Source organism: Vibrio vulnificus NBRC 15645 = ATCC 27562, assembly GCF_002224265.1.
Classification (GTDB): Bacteria; Pseudomonadota; Gammaproteobacteria; order Enterobacterales; family Vibrionaceae; genus Vibrio; species Vibrio vulnificus.
Genome location: NZ_CP012881.1, coordinates 2,080,288 through 2,094,358 on the forward strand (window position 1 = coordinate 2,080,288; position 14,071 = coordinate 2,094,358).

The following is a 14,071-nucleotide window of genomic DNA, read 5'->3' on the forward strand; positions in this document are numbered from 1 at the left end:
AAAATTCCGGAGCTTTATTTTGGCACGAGACCCCAAACTGTTTAGTGATAGATGGTTTCTGGGGTTAATTTTATTTTTGAGAAAGCAAAGAGGACGACATGGTAACCATTCGTTTGGCACGTCACGGCGCTAAAAAGCGTCCATTTTATCAAATCGTAGTAGCGGACAGCCGCAATGTTGCAACTGGCCGTTTCATCGAGAAAGTTGGTTTCTTTAACCCAACTGCACAAGGTCAAGAAGAAGGTCTACGTATCGACCTAGATCGCGTTAACCACTGGGTTGGTCAAGGCGCATCTCTATCTGACCGTGTTGCTAAGCTAGTTAAAGACGCTCAAAAAGCGGCTTAATTAAGCAACTAGTGTATGTCGATGAAAGGTATAGAAACAATGAGTGATGAACGTATTGTTGTTGGTAAATTTGGTTCTACTTACGGCATTCGTGGTTGGCTCAAAGTTTTTTCCTACACAGACAATGCCGAAAGCCTATTTGATTACAGCCCTTGGTACGTTAACCAAAAAGGCGAGTGGGTCGAGTTCAAGGTGGAAAGCTGGAAGCGCCATAACAAAGGTATGGTGGCTAAGCTGGAAGGTCTAGATGTTCGCGAAGACGCGCATCTCCTGACTAACCTTGAGATCGCTATTGACCCTGCTGTACTACCTGAATTGTCAGAAGATGAATTCTACTGGCGAGAATTGTTTGGAATGCAAGTGGTAACCACCAATGGTTACGATCTGGGTGTCGTTACTGACATGCTAGAAACGGGCTCAAACGATGTTCTCGTAGTAAAAGCAAATCTAAAAGATGCTTTTGGGCAAAAGGAACGTTTAATTCCGTTCCTTGAAGAGCAAGTGATCATCAAAGTTGATCGCGAAGCTCAACGGATCGAAGTTGACTGGGATCCTGGATTCTAATCTCCAAAGCTACAGAGCGAGATAAACATGTGGGTTGGCGTAATTAGCCTTTTTCCTGAAATGTTCCGTTCTGTTACTGATTTTGGAGTAACAGGTCAAGCGGTTAAAAAAGGTCTTTTATCGATTGAGACTTGGAATCCTCGCGATTTCACTCACGATAAACATCGCACAGTTGATGACCGACCTTATGGTGGTGGCCCTGGTATGTTAATGATGGTTCAGCCTTTGCGCGATGCCATTCATGCAGCCAAACAAGCCTCACCAGGTAAGACGAAAGTCATTTACCTTTCTCCTCAAGGTCGTAAGCTCGACCAACAAGGAGTGGAAGAATTGGCAACCAATGAGAACTTGCTTCTGATTTGTGGCCGATACGAAGGGGTAGATGAGCGCATCATTCAATCTGAAGTTGACGAAGAATGGTCAATCGGAGATTTTGTGATGACGGGTGGTGAAATACCAGCCATGACGTTGATTGATTCTGTCTCACGGTTTGTTCCGGGAGTATTAGGGGATTTTGCGTCGGCAGAAGAAGATTCTTTTGCTAATGGCTTGTTAGATTGCCCTCACTATACGCGTCCGGAAGTGTTGGATGGCAAAGAAGTACCTGAGGTACTGATGTCCGGCAACCATAAGGAAATTCGTCGTTGGCGACTGAAACAGTCGTTAGGCCGCACCTGGCAAAGAAGACCAGAGCTCCTGGAAAACCTAGCTCTGACTGACGAACAGGAACAATTACTTGCTGAGTTCATTCAAGAAACTCACTATAAGCGCAAGTAACCTATTTAATTTAGTATCAGTTTATTCTAGGAATATTAAAAATGAGTAACATCATCAAAGCTCTTGAGCAAGAGCAAATGAAACAAGACCTACCTAAATTTGCACCAGGTGACACTGTTGTTGTTCAGGTTAAGGTAAAAGAAGGTAACCGTGAGCGTCTACAGGCGTACGAAGGCGTTGTAATCGCTATTCGTAACCGTGGTCTACACTCTGCATTCACTGTTCGTAAGATCTCTAACGGTGAAGGTGTTGAGCGTACGTTCCAAACTCACTCTCCAGTTGTTGATAGCATCGAAGTTAAACGCCGTGGTGCAGTACGTCGTGCCAAGTTGTACTACCTACGTGAGCGTTCTGGTAAGTCAGCTCGTATCAAAGAGAAACTTGCTAAGAAGTAATGCTATAACTAGCGTTCTCATAGTATTAGCGGAGACCATTTGGTCTCCGCTTTTTTTTCGTTCATCTGCATGAGGACACGATTCTCGAGGGTGTCTTGATTTATTGATTGCTTAAATAGCGGCAATAAAAAAGGTTGATGCGTGAACATCAACCCTATTTAATAACTAGAAAACTAGAAAACTAGAAAACTAGAAAACTAGAAAACTAGAAAACTAGAAAACTAGAAAACTAGAAAACTAGAAAACTAGAAAACTAGAAAACTAGAAAACTAGAAAACTAGAAAACTAGAAAACTAGAAAACTAGAAAACGTTAATACTGCTCTTCAGACCAACCGTCACTGTCAGACATATCTGGCGCACCCGGTATGGCATTTTCTTCATCGGCCCATTCGCCAAAGTCGATCATTTGGCATTTTTTACTGCAGAAAGGGCGATGAGGGCTTTGCTCTCCCCATTCCACGTCGGTGCCACATTGAGGGCATTTAACTATGGTTATTTTTGTCATAAAGATAGAACCGTAAAACAAAGTGGTTTACTAAAAATAGCGATATTCATTCTGTGTGGGCGTTAACTGCATACTGCCAGTTCAAAATGAACATCTTGGCTGCAGGCTTGCCCAGTTTCAAAGTTGATGAATTTGATCGCAAAGCGGTTTTTGTGTCCAGAAATCATCGGATATACACCATACTCCATGGGAATATGCAGGCGAAGAATATTCGCTTCTTCTGCGTCGCTTTGGAAAAATCCATTGAGTGCGGTTTGAGATCTGAAATGACCCGCTTCTCGGGCCAGTTTTAGCCACAAGTTTAATGCGTCGGAGAGTGGTTTAAGGCTATCCAACCACTGTCGTGCATCTTCGATCTTTCTCTCAAGGGGCAAATTCAACCAATAATGCAGAGCTGGAAGATCAAAACAGCAAGAGCCACCAGGAAGACTAAATCGCTGACGAATTGAACTAAGGAAGCGATCTTCCTTTAATGATTGGCCAAAACGCGGTGCCTGCATAAGAGCGGCGTGGGTACGATCGGCCTCATCAAGTAATGAGCGCAGTGTCGCTTGATCAACCCCTTCGACATTTAACCAACTGCGATAGAGTAGACGCTGTTTCTCAATGTCTTTCGCCAGTTCGCTCTTTAACTGAATTTGTTCAAAAATTTCGATGAGATCGAAGATAGAACGAAAAAAGAGTTGATGCTGGTGCGGCTCTGAAAATGAGGCGGCAGTATGTGCCTGTCTAAGCAGTGATTCGACTCTCAGATAAATGCGAGTCTTTTCATTGAGTGGATGTTCGAAGTTATGCGTGGTCATCTAGCGGGCCTGTCGTCGTCTCTGACTTATTTTCACCGATTTTGCTTGCTCATGGCTAGGTACTTTTGGTGTAAATCTGTGATTTGCTGCAAAAGATCTTGGTCTTTTGACTCATTTTTAATCACATCGTCTGCCAAGGCGAGACGTTCGTGTCTGCTTGCCTGAGCCTTGAGTATGGCACGAACTTGTTGTTCATCAACACCGTCACGATCCATGGTTCGCTGTAATTGTGTTTTTTCTTCAACATCCACGACCAAAACGCGGTCGCACAGAGTCTGTAATTGGTTTTCTACCAACAGCGGTACAACGAGTAAAGCATAAGGGGAGGAGACCTGCGCCAGATCCTCGATCATTTTTCGACGGATCATAGGGTGCAGTAGCGCATTGAGCCATTGCTTTTCTTCGCTATGGGCAAAGATACGCTGACGAAGTTTCCCACGATCGAGTTCGCCTTCATGAGTCAGAATATCAACACCGAAATGGTCAACAATCGCAGTCAGTCCCGCACTTCCAGGGGCGACAACCTGACGAGCAACAATATCTGCGTCGACGATATCGATGGCAAAGTGTTGTTGAAAAAGATTGGCCACCGTCGTTTTTCCGCTGGCGATACCACCGGTCAATCCAATCACTAAAGCCATATCATGCCCCTATAAGATAATTGAGATACCAAGACATCAAGCTATCTCCCCACATCAAGGCGACCCAACCAGCAATGGCCAAATAAGGCCCAAATGGAAAGGCCATCTCAATGCCTTGTTTTTGCAATCTGAGTTGAATGAGACCAAAGATCAACCCGACAATCGAAGAGAGTAAGATGATCATCGGTAGATATTGCCAGCCGAGCCAAGCTCCAAGTGCCGCAAGCAATTTAAAGTCTCCGTAACCCATGCCTTCTTTTCCTGTCAGCAAGCGGAAAAGGTGATAAACGCTCCAAAGGCAGAGATAGCCCGCCATCGCACCGATCACTGAATCTTGCAGAGATACTGGGCTTATCTCAAGTAACGCTAGCGCAATGCCTGCCCACGTCAGCGGCAGTGTCAGCTGATCAGGCAGTAGCATGGTATCTAAGTCGATGAAGGTAGCGGCGATTAACACCAAAGTAAACCCAATCAGTGCTACGGTAATTGGTGCATAACCGAACTTCCAAGCGATTAGGCCGCACAAAAAGGCGCTCAGTGCTTCAACAAAAGGATAGCGAGCACTGATTTTCGTCTGGCAATGGTGACATTTTCCTCTTAGAGCTAGCCAACTAAAGACAGGAATATTATCTCGAACTCGTATTGGGGTATGGCACGAAGGACAACTTGAACGCGGCGTGCTTAATGTTAGGGTTTCTGTCGGCGGTGATATTTTGTATTCAGGAAAGGACTCTGCACACTCTTGGCGCCACTCCAGTTCCATTATTTTTGGTAGGCGGTAGATGACGACGTTAAGAAAGCTGCCTACCAGTAAGCCAAACAGGGAAGCTAAACCAATATAAAGCCAAGGGTAGTACTGTAACGCGTCCATATAATCGTCGTTCTCTTCGTGGTGTGGGCAAAAATAGCTCAAGCAAGCCAATAGCTTGCTTGAGATTACAAAAGGTAAGCAGTGGGGGTTATCTTATCCCATAACACTCATTAAGTTAAAGATCGGCAGGTACATGGCGGCGACCAATCCGCCGACGACAACGCCTAGAAAGACGATGATCAACGGCTCGAGAATCTTACCGAGGTTGTCGACGGTGTTATCCACCTCAAACTCATAGATGGTGGCAATTTTGTTGAGCATATCGTCCATTTGGCCAGATTCTTCACCAATCATCACCATTTGCAGTACCAATTCTGGGAAAGCAAGGCTGTTACGCATGGCGATGTACATTGGCATTCCGGCTGCGGTGTCACGATAAACATCTTCAATCGCATATTGGTAATGCAGATTGCCAGCGGTTTTACTGGTGGTTTTTAAACTGGTGAGGATCGGGATACCCGCACTGAAACTGGTGGCTAATGTGCGGCTAAATTTGGCAATCGCTGCTTTGGATAAGACTCCTCCAATCACAGGGATCTTTAAACTCAAGCGTGACATTTTTAAGCGAAATGCGGGTGATTTTTTGCTTAGACCGCGAAGTAAATAGATGGCGCTGAACAACGTAATGAAAAACCAACTACTGTAGGCTTGCACAAAATCAGACAGGTCTAAGACTTTTTGCGTAAACCAAGGTAGTTCTGCGCCGAATCCGGTGAACATTTTGCGAAACTCGGGAATAACCTTGGTCAGCATTAAATAAGAGACCCCCAACGCGACCAGCACGACCATGCAGGGATAAATCAATGCCTTGACCACTTTTGCTCGCAACTGCTCGTTTTTTTCCCGATAAAAAGCGAGGCGTTCAAAAACTTGATCAAGATTACCCGATTGTTCACCAGTGGCGACTAAGTCAACATAAATGCCATCGAATTGTGGGCTGGCACTGCGAAGCGCTTTGGATAACGGCGTGCCTGCTTCAACGGCTTTGCTCACACTGGCTAAGATTGATTTCATCTCAGCTTTGCGATGGTTGTCGGCAACCAATTTGAGCGATTGTAGAATAGGAACACCAGTGGTCAGCATGGTGGCGAGTTGGCGGGTAAGCAGTGTGATGTCTTTACCTTTGACTTTATGGCTTAACCTTGTGAAGACTGACACACTGGATTTCTTGATCTTTTTGATCTGGATATGCTGCATTTTCAGCTTATCACGCACCTCAAGCTCGGTAAGCGCGAGCGTGTTGCCGGAGACTTTTTTTCCGGCTCCGTTAATCCCTTTCCATTGATAGTTTTTGATTTGTGAATGGGTTTTAAGCTTCATATCGCTTCCTTCAGTGCGATGAGTATCAAGATAACAAACTATAAAAATTACAAATAGAGGACGCGTTGCAGCTCTTCTAAACTGGTGATGCCCTGTTTGAGTTTTTCAAGGCCGGAATCTTTGAGTGTCATCATGCCTTTTTGCCGAGCGAGCATCTCCAAGCTTTGTACCGAGGCGCCTTTCACTATCGCCTCTGCAAGCTGTTCATCAAAAGGCATGACTTCGTATATACCGACACGACCGGAATAACCATGAGTACAATGATGGCAACCCTGTCTATCAGCTTGATAAATCAAGTCGTCAGCTTTTAGACCGAGTAACTCAAATGTTGCGTTGTATGGATGAGGTTGCTTGCAATGGCTGCATAACCGACGAGCCAGACGCTGAGCAATGATCAAACTCAAGGATGAAGCCAAGTTAAAGCTGGCGATCCCCATGTTAGATAGACGAACAATGGTTTCAGCAGCCGAGTTGGTATGTAAGGTGGATAGCACAAGGTGGCCGGTTTGGGCTGCTTTGACGGCGATCTCGGCGGTTTCCAAATCTCGAATTTCCCCCACCATGACGATATCCGGGTCTTGACGGAGAAAAGAACGCAATGCTTCGGCAAAACCAAAACCAATTTTGGGTTTCACTTGCACTTGGTTGATTCCCGGGAGGTTAATTTCGACCGGGTCTTCCGCGGTGGAGATATTCACTTCAGGTCGGTTAAGCAAACTCAAGCCTGTGTACAGCGAAACGGTTTTGCCGCTGCCCGTTGGACCTGTCATCAAAATCATTCCTTGCGGTTTGCGCAGGGCATCGAGGTAGAGCTGCTTTTGTTGCGGGTTGTAGCCTAACTTATCAATATCCAAGCTGCTACTCGAGCTGTCGAGAAGTCGCAGCACAATTTTTTCACCAAACAGCGTAGGTAAAGTGGAAACGCGCATATCAATCGCGGTTTCTTGGTTAAGGCGTAGCTTAATGCGTCCATCTTGTGGCAGACGCCTTTCCGCAATATCCAGCTTGGAGAGGATTTTGATCCTCGCGGATAAACGGCGGCTTAAATGGCTTGGAGGCTGTTGCACTTCCACCAAAATACCATCGCAACGCAATCGTACGCGGTATTGGTTTTCGTACGGTTCAAAATGAATATCGGACGCGCCTTTGCGCACCGCATCAAGCAGAATTTGATTGATAAAGCGGCTAACGGGGGATTCATCTTGGCTTAAGTCTTCAATGGACTCGACTTCGTCATCTGAAACCTCGACCAAATTCGCCAGTTCATCTTGGTGAATCTCTTTTAAACCAGAGCCTTGGCTCTGTTTGATGCTCTTTCCATAGAGTCTACGAATCGCCGCTTGCAGATCTTGACAATCGGCTAAAACAATCTCCACCTGCACGCCTGTGGCAAAACGGAAATCATCTTCAGCTTGAATATTGGTCGGGTCTGCAACCGCGAGTATTAAACCAGCGTTGCTTCTTTGCAGTGGCAGTGCTTGGTGACGAGTGATCAGCTCACGCAACCCAAGTTGATTACACAGCTCTTGGTAGTCATATTGGTTGAGGTCAGTGCGTGGTAAGCCAAAAATCGCACTTAGCTTTTCGGTTAGTTCATCAGGCTGGAAAAATCCCAGTTGCAACAAAGCTTCCGGTGCTGTCACACCAGAAGCTTGGATGTTTTCTCGACACGCTTGTTCTTGCGTTAGGCTGAGTTGATTGGCCTGACGAAGAATTGTGGCAAGGTTAGTCATTTCTTTATGGCTGACAAGCTTTTGGTATTTCTTCGTTTGTAAGTTTATTGCTAGTTGTAAAGCTACAGCTCCAACCACTATTTGTTTTTGCTATTGATACGAAGGCTGTATCTATTGAAGATTTATTGTTAAATAAAAACTTAATCGTGCCATTGGCGCCACTTATACTCTCGAAAGACAAAGTGCCTAACTTATTCATTGTCGTTGTTGCACCTACCGCAGTAAAGCCTGTCGAATCATTCGTAGGGAAGTTTCCTTTTTCTTGTATATACATATCTACGTTTGTTATTAGTGATTTTGCTGTAGCTAAACCAATAGCTGCCTCAGATTTTTTGACATAATTTTGATATGCCGGGATAGCAATTGCAGCTAACACACCAATGATTGCCACCACTATCATTAACTCAATCAAGGTAAAACCTTGTTGTTTCTTGGTTTTGTTTAATTTCTTCATCATAATTTCCTTTAATCTATCAAATTCGCTCCGCGAGCTTGTGGCTAGATTATGCAAGGAGTAGATGAGTGAAAATCACACCAAGAGCATCACTCGAGTGATTTAAAATTCTTTGCGCTTTATTTACATCTGGTTACTTACAAGATGCGATGCTGACCCAAAATTTCGTAGCTCAAATAAAAACGGGAGCCTGAGGCTCCCGTTTTGTGATCTGGTCGATATCTATTTGAAACGCATCGATAAATCCATCGCTTTTACATGTTTGGTCAGGGCGCCAACCGAAATGTAATCCACGCCGGTTTCCGCATATTCTGCAATGGTGTCTAATGTCACGTTGCCTGAGTTTTCCAGTGCTGCGCGGCCTGCGTTAATGGCCACCGCTTGGCGCATCATCTCGGTGGTGAAGTTGTCGAGCATAATGATGTCTGCGCCCGCGTGAATGGCTTCACGCAGTTCATCGAGATTCTCTGTTTCTACTTCCACGGGCTTTCCAGGTTGCAGCTCTTTTGCTTTGGTGATCGCTTGAGTGATGCCACCGCAGGCAATGATGTGGTTTTCTTTGATCAGGTAAGCGTCAAACACGCCAATTCGGTGGTTGTAGCCGCCGCCACAGGCCACGGCGTATTTTAGCGCGCTGCGTAGGCCAGGGATGGTTTTGCGCGTATCTAATAAGCGACACTCGGTATGGGCAATTTTCGCGGCGTATTGTGCGGTGATGGTCGCGCAACCAGAAAGGGTTTGGATAAAGTTCATCGCGTTGCGTTCGCCCGTCAGCAAATCACGGGCTGGGCCAGTGAGTGTGCAAAGTGTTTGATTCGGTTCGACTTTGTCGCCATCTTTGACGTGCCACTCAATGGTCACTTTGCCACCGAGCTGTTTGAACACTTCATCCGCCCATGCTTGGCCGCAAAATACGCCGTGTTCGCGAGTGATGATAGTGGCGGTATTCATCGCCTCTGCTGGGATAAGCGCGGCAGTCACATCATTGTCAGCGTTTAGCGAACCGCCCAAGTCTTCTTTAAGCGTATCGGCAACCGCTCGGGTGATTTCGATAGGAAGTTGTTGCTTTAAATATTCAAGGCGTTCTTGGCTGTTATGTGTGTTCTTCATCGCAAATCTTATCTTGAAAGGGGAATGGCAACGAATGATACTCTGCGTAGGTAATAATTTCAGCAGTTAATTGACAAACCCATGGAGATGATATGCAAGCGGTGATCACGCAAGGATGGTTGGAGGGGGTTAAACGAGTTTCGTCACCGTTTTTTGATGCGAGGCCTCAAGGAGCACCGATCTCTTTGCTGGTGGTGCACAATATTAGCCTGCCGCCGGGTCAATTTGGTGGCCGCTATATAGAGGACTTTTTTCAAGGCCAGTTGGACCCAAGCGAGCATCCTTTTTTCCAAGTGATTCATCAGATGCGCGTCTCGGCTCACTGCTTGATTAAAAGAGATGGGGAAGTGGTGCAGTTTGTCTCTTTTGATGATCGCGCTTGGCATGCGGGTGCATCCAGTTTTGCCGGGGTTGAGCGTTGTAATGACTATTCGATAGGTATTGAGCTTGAGGGCAGTGATTTTGTCGCTTATACCGAAGCGCAATATCAAGCATTAAGCGAGCTCAGCAAAACCTTGATGCGCCAATACCCGAACATCACCCTGCCTCGCATTACTGGCCACCAATACATTGCACCGTTGAGAAAAACCGATCCCGGTTTAAGTTTTGACTGGCGTTATTATCGCACTTTACTTTCTCAAGAGGGGTCGGTTGCAAAAATGTAAACCCATCGCAAGGTTGTCACGAAAAGGTAAGCATCATGGCTTACCTTTTTTTATATCGAAAATTATTTCGTCTTGTTAAAAGTTAACTACGTTTAATCATGGGGTAAGCGACTTGGGGGGCAAATGAGGCAAAATATTTTGTCTTTTTTTGTTTTTCTTTAACCGTTTTGCTAGCACGCCCTTTCCCCATCTGTTTACTATTTGTAATTGGTAAGACCAATTCTATTGCCGTTTTAATGAGCGAATGTTAGCAAAGTGTTGAAGCTTGAGTTGTTCTATGATTTAGGTCAATTTTTGGCTGGACAGTTGCGTTTTAATTATGTTAATTTCTGCACCAACTTAGAATTGGTATTACCAATTAACAGCAAAGAGAAAAAGAATAATAAATATGGCTTATCAAAGGATTCGTCAGCCGAAACTTTCTGATGTGATTGAACAAGAGTTGGAAAGATTGATCGTCGAGGGAATATTGGCACCGGGGCAACAATTGCCTCCAGAGCGCGAACTGGCCAAACAGTTCGAGGTGTCTCGTCCTTCTGTACGTGAAGCGATTCAACGCTTGGAAGCCAAACGTCTGCTTACTCGTCGTCAAGGCGGTGGCACGTTTGTCAGTGAGAACATTTGGAAAAGTTTCTCTGATCCTCTGCTAAATTTATTATCCAGCCACTCTGAAACACAGCTTGATTTACTTGAATCGCGTCATGCGATGGAAGGTATTTCTGCGTATTTCGCTGCATTGCGTGGTACCGAGCAAGACTTTGCCCGTATTCAGGCCTGCCTGGAAAAGATTAGCGCAGAGCAGACAAAACAGAATGTAGAAGCGGAAGCGGCCGCTGTGATGGCATTTTTGGTTGCATTAACTGAAGCCTCGCACAACGTCGTGCTGCTGCATATTGTTCGTAGTCTCTCTCCGTTGCTCGAGCAAAATGTCTTACAGAATCTGAAATTGCTGCACCGCCGCGCTGAAGTGGTGGAAAAAGTCAGTAAACATCGGGCTAATATTGTGGATGCGATTGTTTCTGGTCAGCCAGAAAAGGCGCGTGAAATGTCCCATTCGCATTTAGCGTACATCGAAGAAACATTGTTGGATTTGACTCGTGAAGAGTCACGTAGAGAACGCTCTTTGCGTCGAATTCAACGAGGTAATGAGTCTTAATCGGACTCATTGCAAGTTTAACGTAGATCCAACCAACAGAAGGATAGATCGCCATGTCTGATATGAAGCATGACGTAGACGCACTTGAAACTCAAGAATGGTTACAAGCACTTGAGTCAGTAGTTCGTGAAGAAGGTGTAGAACGTGCACAGTACCTACTAGAGCAAGTTCTAGACAAAGCTCGCCTAGATGGCGTTGATATGCCAACTGGCATCACAACCAACTACATCAACACTATTCCAGCGAACCAAGAACCAGCTTACCCTGGTGATACTACGCTTGAGCGTCGTATCCGTTCCATCATCCGTTGGAACGCAATCATGATCGTTCTACGTGCTTCTAAGAAAGACCTAGAGCTAGGCGGCCACATGGCGTCTTTCCAGTCTTCTGCAGCATTCTACGAAACCTGTTTCAACCACTTCTTCCGTGCACCAAACGAGAAAGATGGTGGCGATTTGGTTTACTACCAAGGCCATATTTCTCCAGGGATCTACGCACGTGCTTTTGTTGAAGGTCGTCTAACGGCTGAGCAACTAGACAACTTCCGTCAAGAAGTGGACGGCAAAGGTATCCCATCATACCCACACCCTAAACTAATGCCTGAGTTCTGGCAGTTCCCAACCGTATCTATGGGTCTTGGTCCGATTTCTGCGATCTACCAAGCGCGCTTCCTGAAGTACCTTGAAGGCCGTGGCATGAAAGACACCTCTGAGCAGCGTGTATACGCGTTCCTAGGTGACGGTGAGATGGATGAGCCAGAATCACGTGGTGCAATCTCTTTTGCTGCGCGTGAAAAACTAGACAACCTATGTTTCCTAATCAACTGTAACCTACAGCGTCTAGACGGTCCTGTTATGGGTAACGGTAAGATCATTCAAGAACTTGAAGGTCTATTCAAAGGTGCTGGTTGGAACGTAGTGAAGGTTATCTGGGGTAACAACTGGGATTCACTACTAGCAAAAGACACCACGGGTAAGCTTCTTCAACTGATGAACGAAACCATCGATGGTGACTACCAAACATTCAAATCGAAAGATGGCGCGTACGTACGTGAGCACTTCTTTGGTAAGTACCCTGAAACTGCAGCGCTCGTTGCAGACATGACTGACGACGAAATCTTCGCACTTAAGCGTGGTGGTCACGAGTCTTCTAAACTGTACGCTGCATTCAAAAATGCACAAGACACCAAAGGTCGTCCAACGGTTATCCTAGCGAAAACTGTTAAAGGTTACGGCATGGGTGAAGCGGCAGAAGGTAAGAACATCGCGCACCAAGTTAAGAAGATGGATATGACTCACGTTCTACATCTACGTGATCGCCTAGGTCTTCAAGACATCCTAACGGACGAAGCGGTGAAAGAACTTCCATACCTAACTTTGGAAGAAGGTTCGAAAGAATACGAATACCTACACGCTCGTCGTAAAGCGCTGAAAGGTTACACGCCACAGCGTCTACCTAACTTTACCCAAGAGCTTGTGATTCCAGCGGTTGAGGAGTTCCAACCTCTGCTAGAAGAGCAGAAGCGTGACATCTCTACAACCATGGCGTTTGTGCGTACTCTAAACGTACTGCTTAAAGATAAGAACATCGGTAAGAACATTGTTCCTATCATTGCTGATGAAGCGCGTACATTCGGTATGGAAGGTCTGTTCCGTCAAATCGGTATTTACAACCCGCACGGCCAGAACTACACACCACAAGACCGTGACATCGTTTCTTACTACAAAGAAGCAACGTCAGGTCAGGTACTGCAAGAAGGTATCAACGAGCTAGGTGCTATGTCTTCATGGGTTGCTGCGGCAACGTCATACTCGACAAATGACCTACCAATGATCCCGTTCTACATCTACTACTCTATGTTCGGTTTCCAACGTGTTGGCGACATGGCATGGATGGCGGGTGACCAACAAGCTCGTGGTTTCCTACTGGGTGCAACAGCAGGTCGTACAACGCTAAACGGTGAAGGTCTGCAGCACGAAGACGGCCACTCACACATCATGGCAGGTACTGTACCGAACTGTATCTCTTACGACCCAACATTCGCTTACGAAGTTGCGGTTATCCTACAAGACGGTATCCGTCGTATGTATGGTGATCAAGAGAACGTGTTCTACTACCTAACTCTGATGAACGAGAACTACGCAATGCCAGCAATGCCAGAAGGCGCTGAAGAAGGCATTCGTAAGGGTATCTACAAGCTAGAAACTTACACGGGTTCGAAAGGTAAAGTTCAGCTAATGAGCTCTGGTACTATCATGAACGAAGTGCGTAAAGCGGCTCAAATCCTAAGCGATGAGTACGGTATTGCGTCAGACGTTTACTCTGTAACGTCGTTCAATGAAGTGACTCGTGATGGTCAAGCGTGTGAGCGTTACAACATGCTTCACCCAGAAGCAGAAGCGCAAGTACCTTATATCCAAACAGTAATGGGTACTGAGCCTGCAATCGCTGCGACTGACTACATGAAGAACTACGCAGAGCAGGTTCGTGCATTCATTCCTGCTGAGTCTTACAAAGTGCTGGGTACTGACGGCTTTGGTCGTTCAGACAGCCGTGAAAATCTACGTCGTCACTTCGAAGTGAACGCAGGTTACGTTGTGGTTGCAGCGCTAACTGAACTGGCGAAACGTGGTGACGTTGAGAAATCTGTGATTGCAGAAGCAATTAAGAAGTTCGACATCGACACTGAAAAAACTAACCCGCTATACGCTTAATTGAAGGTAGGAAAG

15 protein-coding genes are annotated in these 14,071 nt (G+C 45.8%); 7 read left to right on the plus strand and 8 right to left on the minus strand.

Annotated features, from left to right (window positions below):
• Positions 1 to 98: 98 nt before the first annotated feature.
• Genes rpsP through rplS form a run of 4 tightly spaced genes read left to right on the plus strand, consistent with a single transcriptional unit; the run spans position 99 to position 2,083 of the window.
• Positions 99 to 347: a 30S ribosomal protein S16 gene (gene rpsP, locus AOT11_RS09790; RefSeq protein ID WP_011079541.1), complete on the plus strand. Its 249-nt coding sequence runs from the start codon at positions 99 to 101 to the stop codon at positions 345 to 347.
• Between the two features lie 15 nt (positions 348 to 362).
• A complete protein-coding gene (rimM, locus tag AOT11_RS09795; protein ID WP_017421187.1) occupies positions 363 to 911 on the plus strand; it encodes a ribosome maturation factor RimM in 549 nt (182 codons plus the stop codon).
• Between the two features lie 27 nt (positions 912 to 938).
• The gene (trmD, locus tag AOT11_RS09800; RefSeq protein WP_017421188.1) at positions 939 to 1,688 is read left to right on the plus strand and encodes a tRNA (guanosine(37)-N1)-methyltransferase TrmD; all 750 of its coding nucleotides are present in this window, start codon (positions 939 to 941) and stop codon (positions 1,686 to 1,688) included.
• 41 nt (positions 1,689 to 1,729) lie between these two features.
• A complete protein-coding gene (gene rplS / locus AOT11_RS09805) occupies positions 1,730 to 2,083 on the plus strand; it encodes a 50S ribosomal protein L19 (RefSeq protein WP_011079544.1) in 354 nt (117 codons plus the stop codon).
• Positions 2,084 to 2,394: 311 nt separating this feature from the next.
• On the opposite strand, the gene yacG is transcribed toward rplS, so the two are convergent.
• The 8 genes from yacG to nadC form a co-directional block, all read right to left on the minus strand.
• A complete protein-coding gene (yacG, locus tag AOT11_RS09810; RefSeq protein ID WP_026060801.1) occupies positions 2,395 to 2,589 on the minus strand; it encodes a DNA gyrase inhibitor YacG in 195 nt (64 codons plus the stop codon).
• Positions 2,590 to 2,651: 62 nt separating this feature from the next.
• Complete coding sequence (gene zapD / locus AOT11_RS09815) at positions 2,652 to 3,392, minus strand: cell division protein ZapD (RefSeq protein WP_017421189.1); 741 nt, start codon at positions 3,390 to 3,392, stop codon at positions 2,652 to 2,654.
• Between the two features lie 32 nt (positions 3,393 to 3,424).
• Positions 3,425 to 4,033: a dephospho-CoA kinase gene (gene coaE, locus AOT11_RS09820; RefSeq protein ID WP_017421190.1), complete on the minus strand. Its 609-nt coding sequence runs from the start codon at positions 4,031 to 4,033 to the stop codon at positions 3,425 to 3,427.
• Position 4,034: 1 nt separating this feature from the next.
• Positions 4,035 to 4,904, minus strand: a complete 870-nt coding sequence (locus AOT11_RS09825; RefSeq protein WP_026060802.1) for a prepilin peptidase — start codon at positions 4,902 to 4,904, stop codon at positions 4,035 to 4,037.
• 93 nt (positions 4,905 to 4,997) lie between these two features.
• Positions 4,998 to 6,224, minus strand: coding sequence for a type II secretion system F family protein (locus tag AOT11_RS09830; protein WP_017421192.1), 1,227 nt, complete (start codon positions 6,222 to 6,224; stop codon positions 4,998 to 5,000).
• Positions 6,225 to 6,271: 47 nt separating this feature from the next.
• Positions 6,272 to 7,957: a type IV-A pilus assembly ATPase PilB gene (gene pilB / locus AOT11_RS09835; protein WP_017421193.1), complete on the minus strand. Its 1,686-nt coding sequence runs from the start codon at positions 7,955 to 7,957 to the stop codon at positions 6,272 to 6,274.
• Positions 7,958 to 7,961: 4 nt separating this feature from the next.
• Positions 7,962 to 8,411, minus strand: coding sequence for a pilin (locus AOT11_RS09840; protein ID WP_176309687.1), 450 nt, complete (start codon positions 8,409 to 8,411; stop codon positions 7,962 to 7,964).
• A gap of 222 nt (positions 8,412 to 8,633) precedes the next feature.
• On the minus strand, positions 8,634 to 9,521 hold the full coding sequence (gene nadC / locus AOT11_RS09845) for a carboxylating nicotinate-nucleotide diphosphorylase (protein ID WP_017421195.1): 888 nt from the start codon (positions 9,519 to 9,521) through the stop codon (positions 8,634 to 8,636).
• 92 nt (positions 9,522 to 9,613) lie between these two features.
• On the opposite strand from nadC, the gene ampD reads away from it, so the two are divergent.
• The 3 genes from ampD (at position 9,614) to aceE (ending at position 14,056) form a co-directional block, all read left to right on the plus strand.
• On the plus strand, positions 9,614 to 10,186 hold the full coding sequence (gene ampD, locus AOT11_RS09850) for a 1,6-anhydro-N-acetylmuramyl-L-alanine amidase AmpD (RefSeq protein ID WP_017421196.1): 573 nt from the start codon (positions 9,614 to 9,616) through the stop codon (positions 10,184 to 10,186).
• Positions 10,187 to 10,574: 388 nt separating this feature from the next.
• On the plus strand, positions 10,575 to 11,342 hold the full coding sequence (gene pdhR / locus AOT11_RS09855) for a pyruvate dehydrogenase complex transcriptional repressor PdhR (RefSeq protein WP_011079554.1): 768 nt from the start codon (positions 10,575 to 10,577) through the stop codon (positions 11,340 to 11,342).
• Between the two features lie 53 nt (positions 11,343 to 11,395).
• Positions 11,396 to 14,056 (plus strand): pyruvate dehydrogenase (acetyl-transferring), homodimeric type, encoded by a 2,661-nt coding sequence (gene aceE / locus AOT11_RS09860; protein ID WP_017421198.1) that lies wholly within the window; start codon positions 11,396 to 11,398, stop codon positions 14,054 to 14,056.
• The last annotated feature ends 15 nt before the right edge of the window (positions 14,057 to 14,071 follow it).

What these genes read in the sequence shown, in the direction of transcription:
- rpsP (WP_011079541.1), top strand. Translation starts at nt 99, where the DNA reads ATGGTAACCATTCGTTTGGCACGTCACGGCGCTAAAAAGCGTCCATTT.
- rimM (WP_017421187.1), top strand. Translation starts at nt 363, where the DNA reads ATGTCGATGAAAGGTATAGAAACAATGAGTGATGAACGTATTGTTGTT.
- trmD (WP_017421188.1), top strand. Translation starts at nt 939, where the DNA reads ATGTGGGTTGGCGTAATTAGCCTTTTTCCTGAAATGTTCCGTTCTGTT.
- rplS (WP_011079544.1), top strand. Translation starts at nt 1,730, where the DNA reads ATGAGTAACATCATCAAAGCTCTTGAGCAAGAGCAAATGAAACAAGAC.
- yacG (WP_026060801.1), bottom strand. Translation starts at nt 2,589, where the DNA reads ATGACAAAAATAACCATAGTTAAATGCCCTCAATGTGGCACCGACGTG.
- zapD (WP_017421189.1), bottom strand. Translation starts at nt 3,392, where the DNA reads ATGACCACGCATAACTTCGAACATCCACTCAATGAAAAGACTCGCATT.
- coaE (WP_017421190.1), bottom strand. Translation starts at nt 4,033, where the DNA reads ATGGCTTTAGTGATTGGATTGACCGGTGGTATCGCCAGCGGAAAAACG.
- AOT11_RS09825 (WP_026060802.1), bottom strand. Translation starts at nt 4,904, where the DNA reads ATGGACGCGTTACAGTACTACCCTTGGCTTTATATTGGTTTAGCTTCC.
- AOT11_RS09830 (WP_017421192.1), bottom strand. Translation starts at nt 6,224, where the DNA reads ATGAAGCTTAAAACCCATTCACAAATCAAAAACTATCAATGGAAAGGG.
- pilB (WP_017421193.1), bottom strand. Translation starts at nt 7,957, where the DNA reads ATGACTAACCTTGCCACAATTCTTCGTCAGGCCAATCAACTCAGCCTA.
- AOT11_RS09840 (WP_176309687.1), bottom strand. Translation starts at nt 8,411, where the DNA reads ATGAAGAAATTAAACAAAACCAAGAAACAACAAGGTTTTACCTTGATT.
- nadC (WP_017421195.1), bottom strand. Translation starts at nt 9,521, where the DNA reads ATGAAGAACACACATAACAGCCAAGAACGCCTTGAATATTTAAAGCAA.
- ampD (WP_017421196.1), top strand. Translation starts at nt 9,614, where the DNA reads ATGCAAGCGGTGATCACGCAAGGATGGTTGGAGGGGGTTAAACGAGTT.
- pdhR (WP_011079554.1), top strand. Translation starts at nt 10,575, where the DNA reads ATGGCTTATCAAAGGATTCGTCAGCCGAAACTTTCTGATGTGATTGAA.
- aceE (WP_017421198.1), top strand. Translation starts at nt 11,396, where the DNA reads ATGTCTGATATGAAGCATGACGTAGACGCACTTGAAACTCAAGAATGG.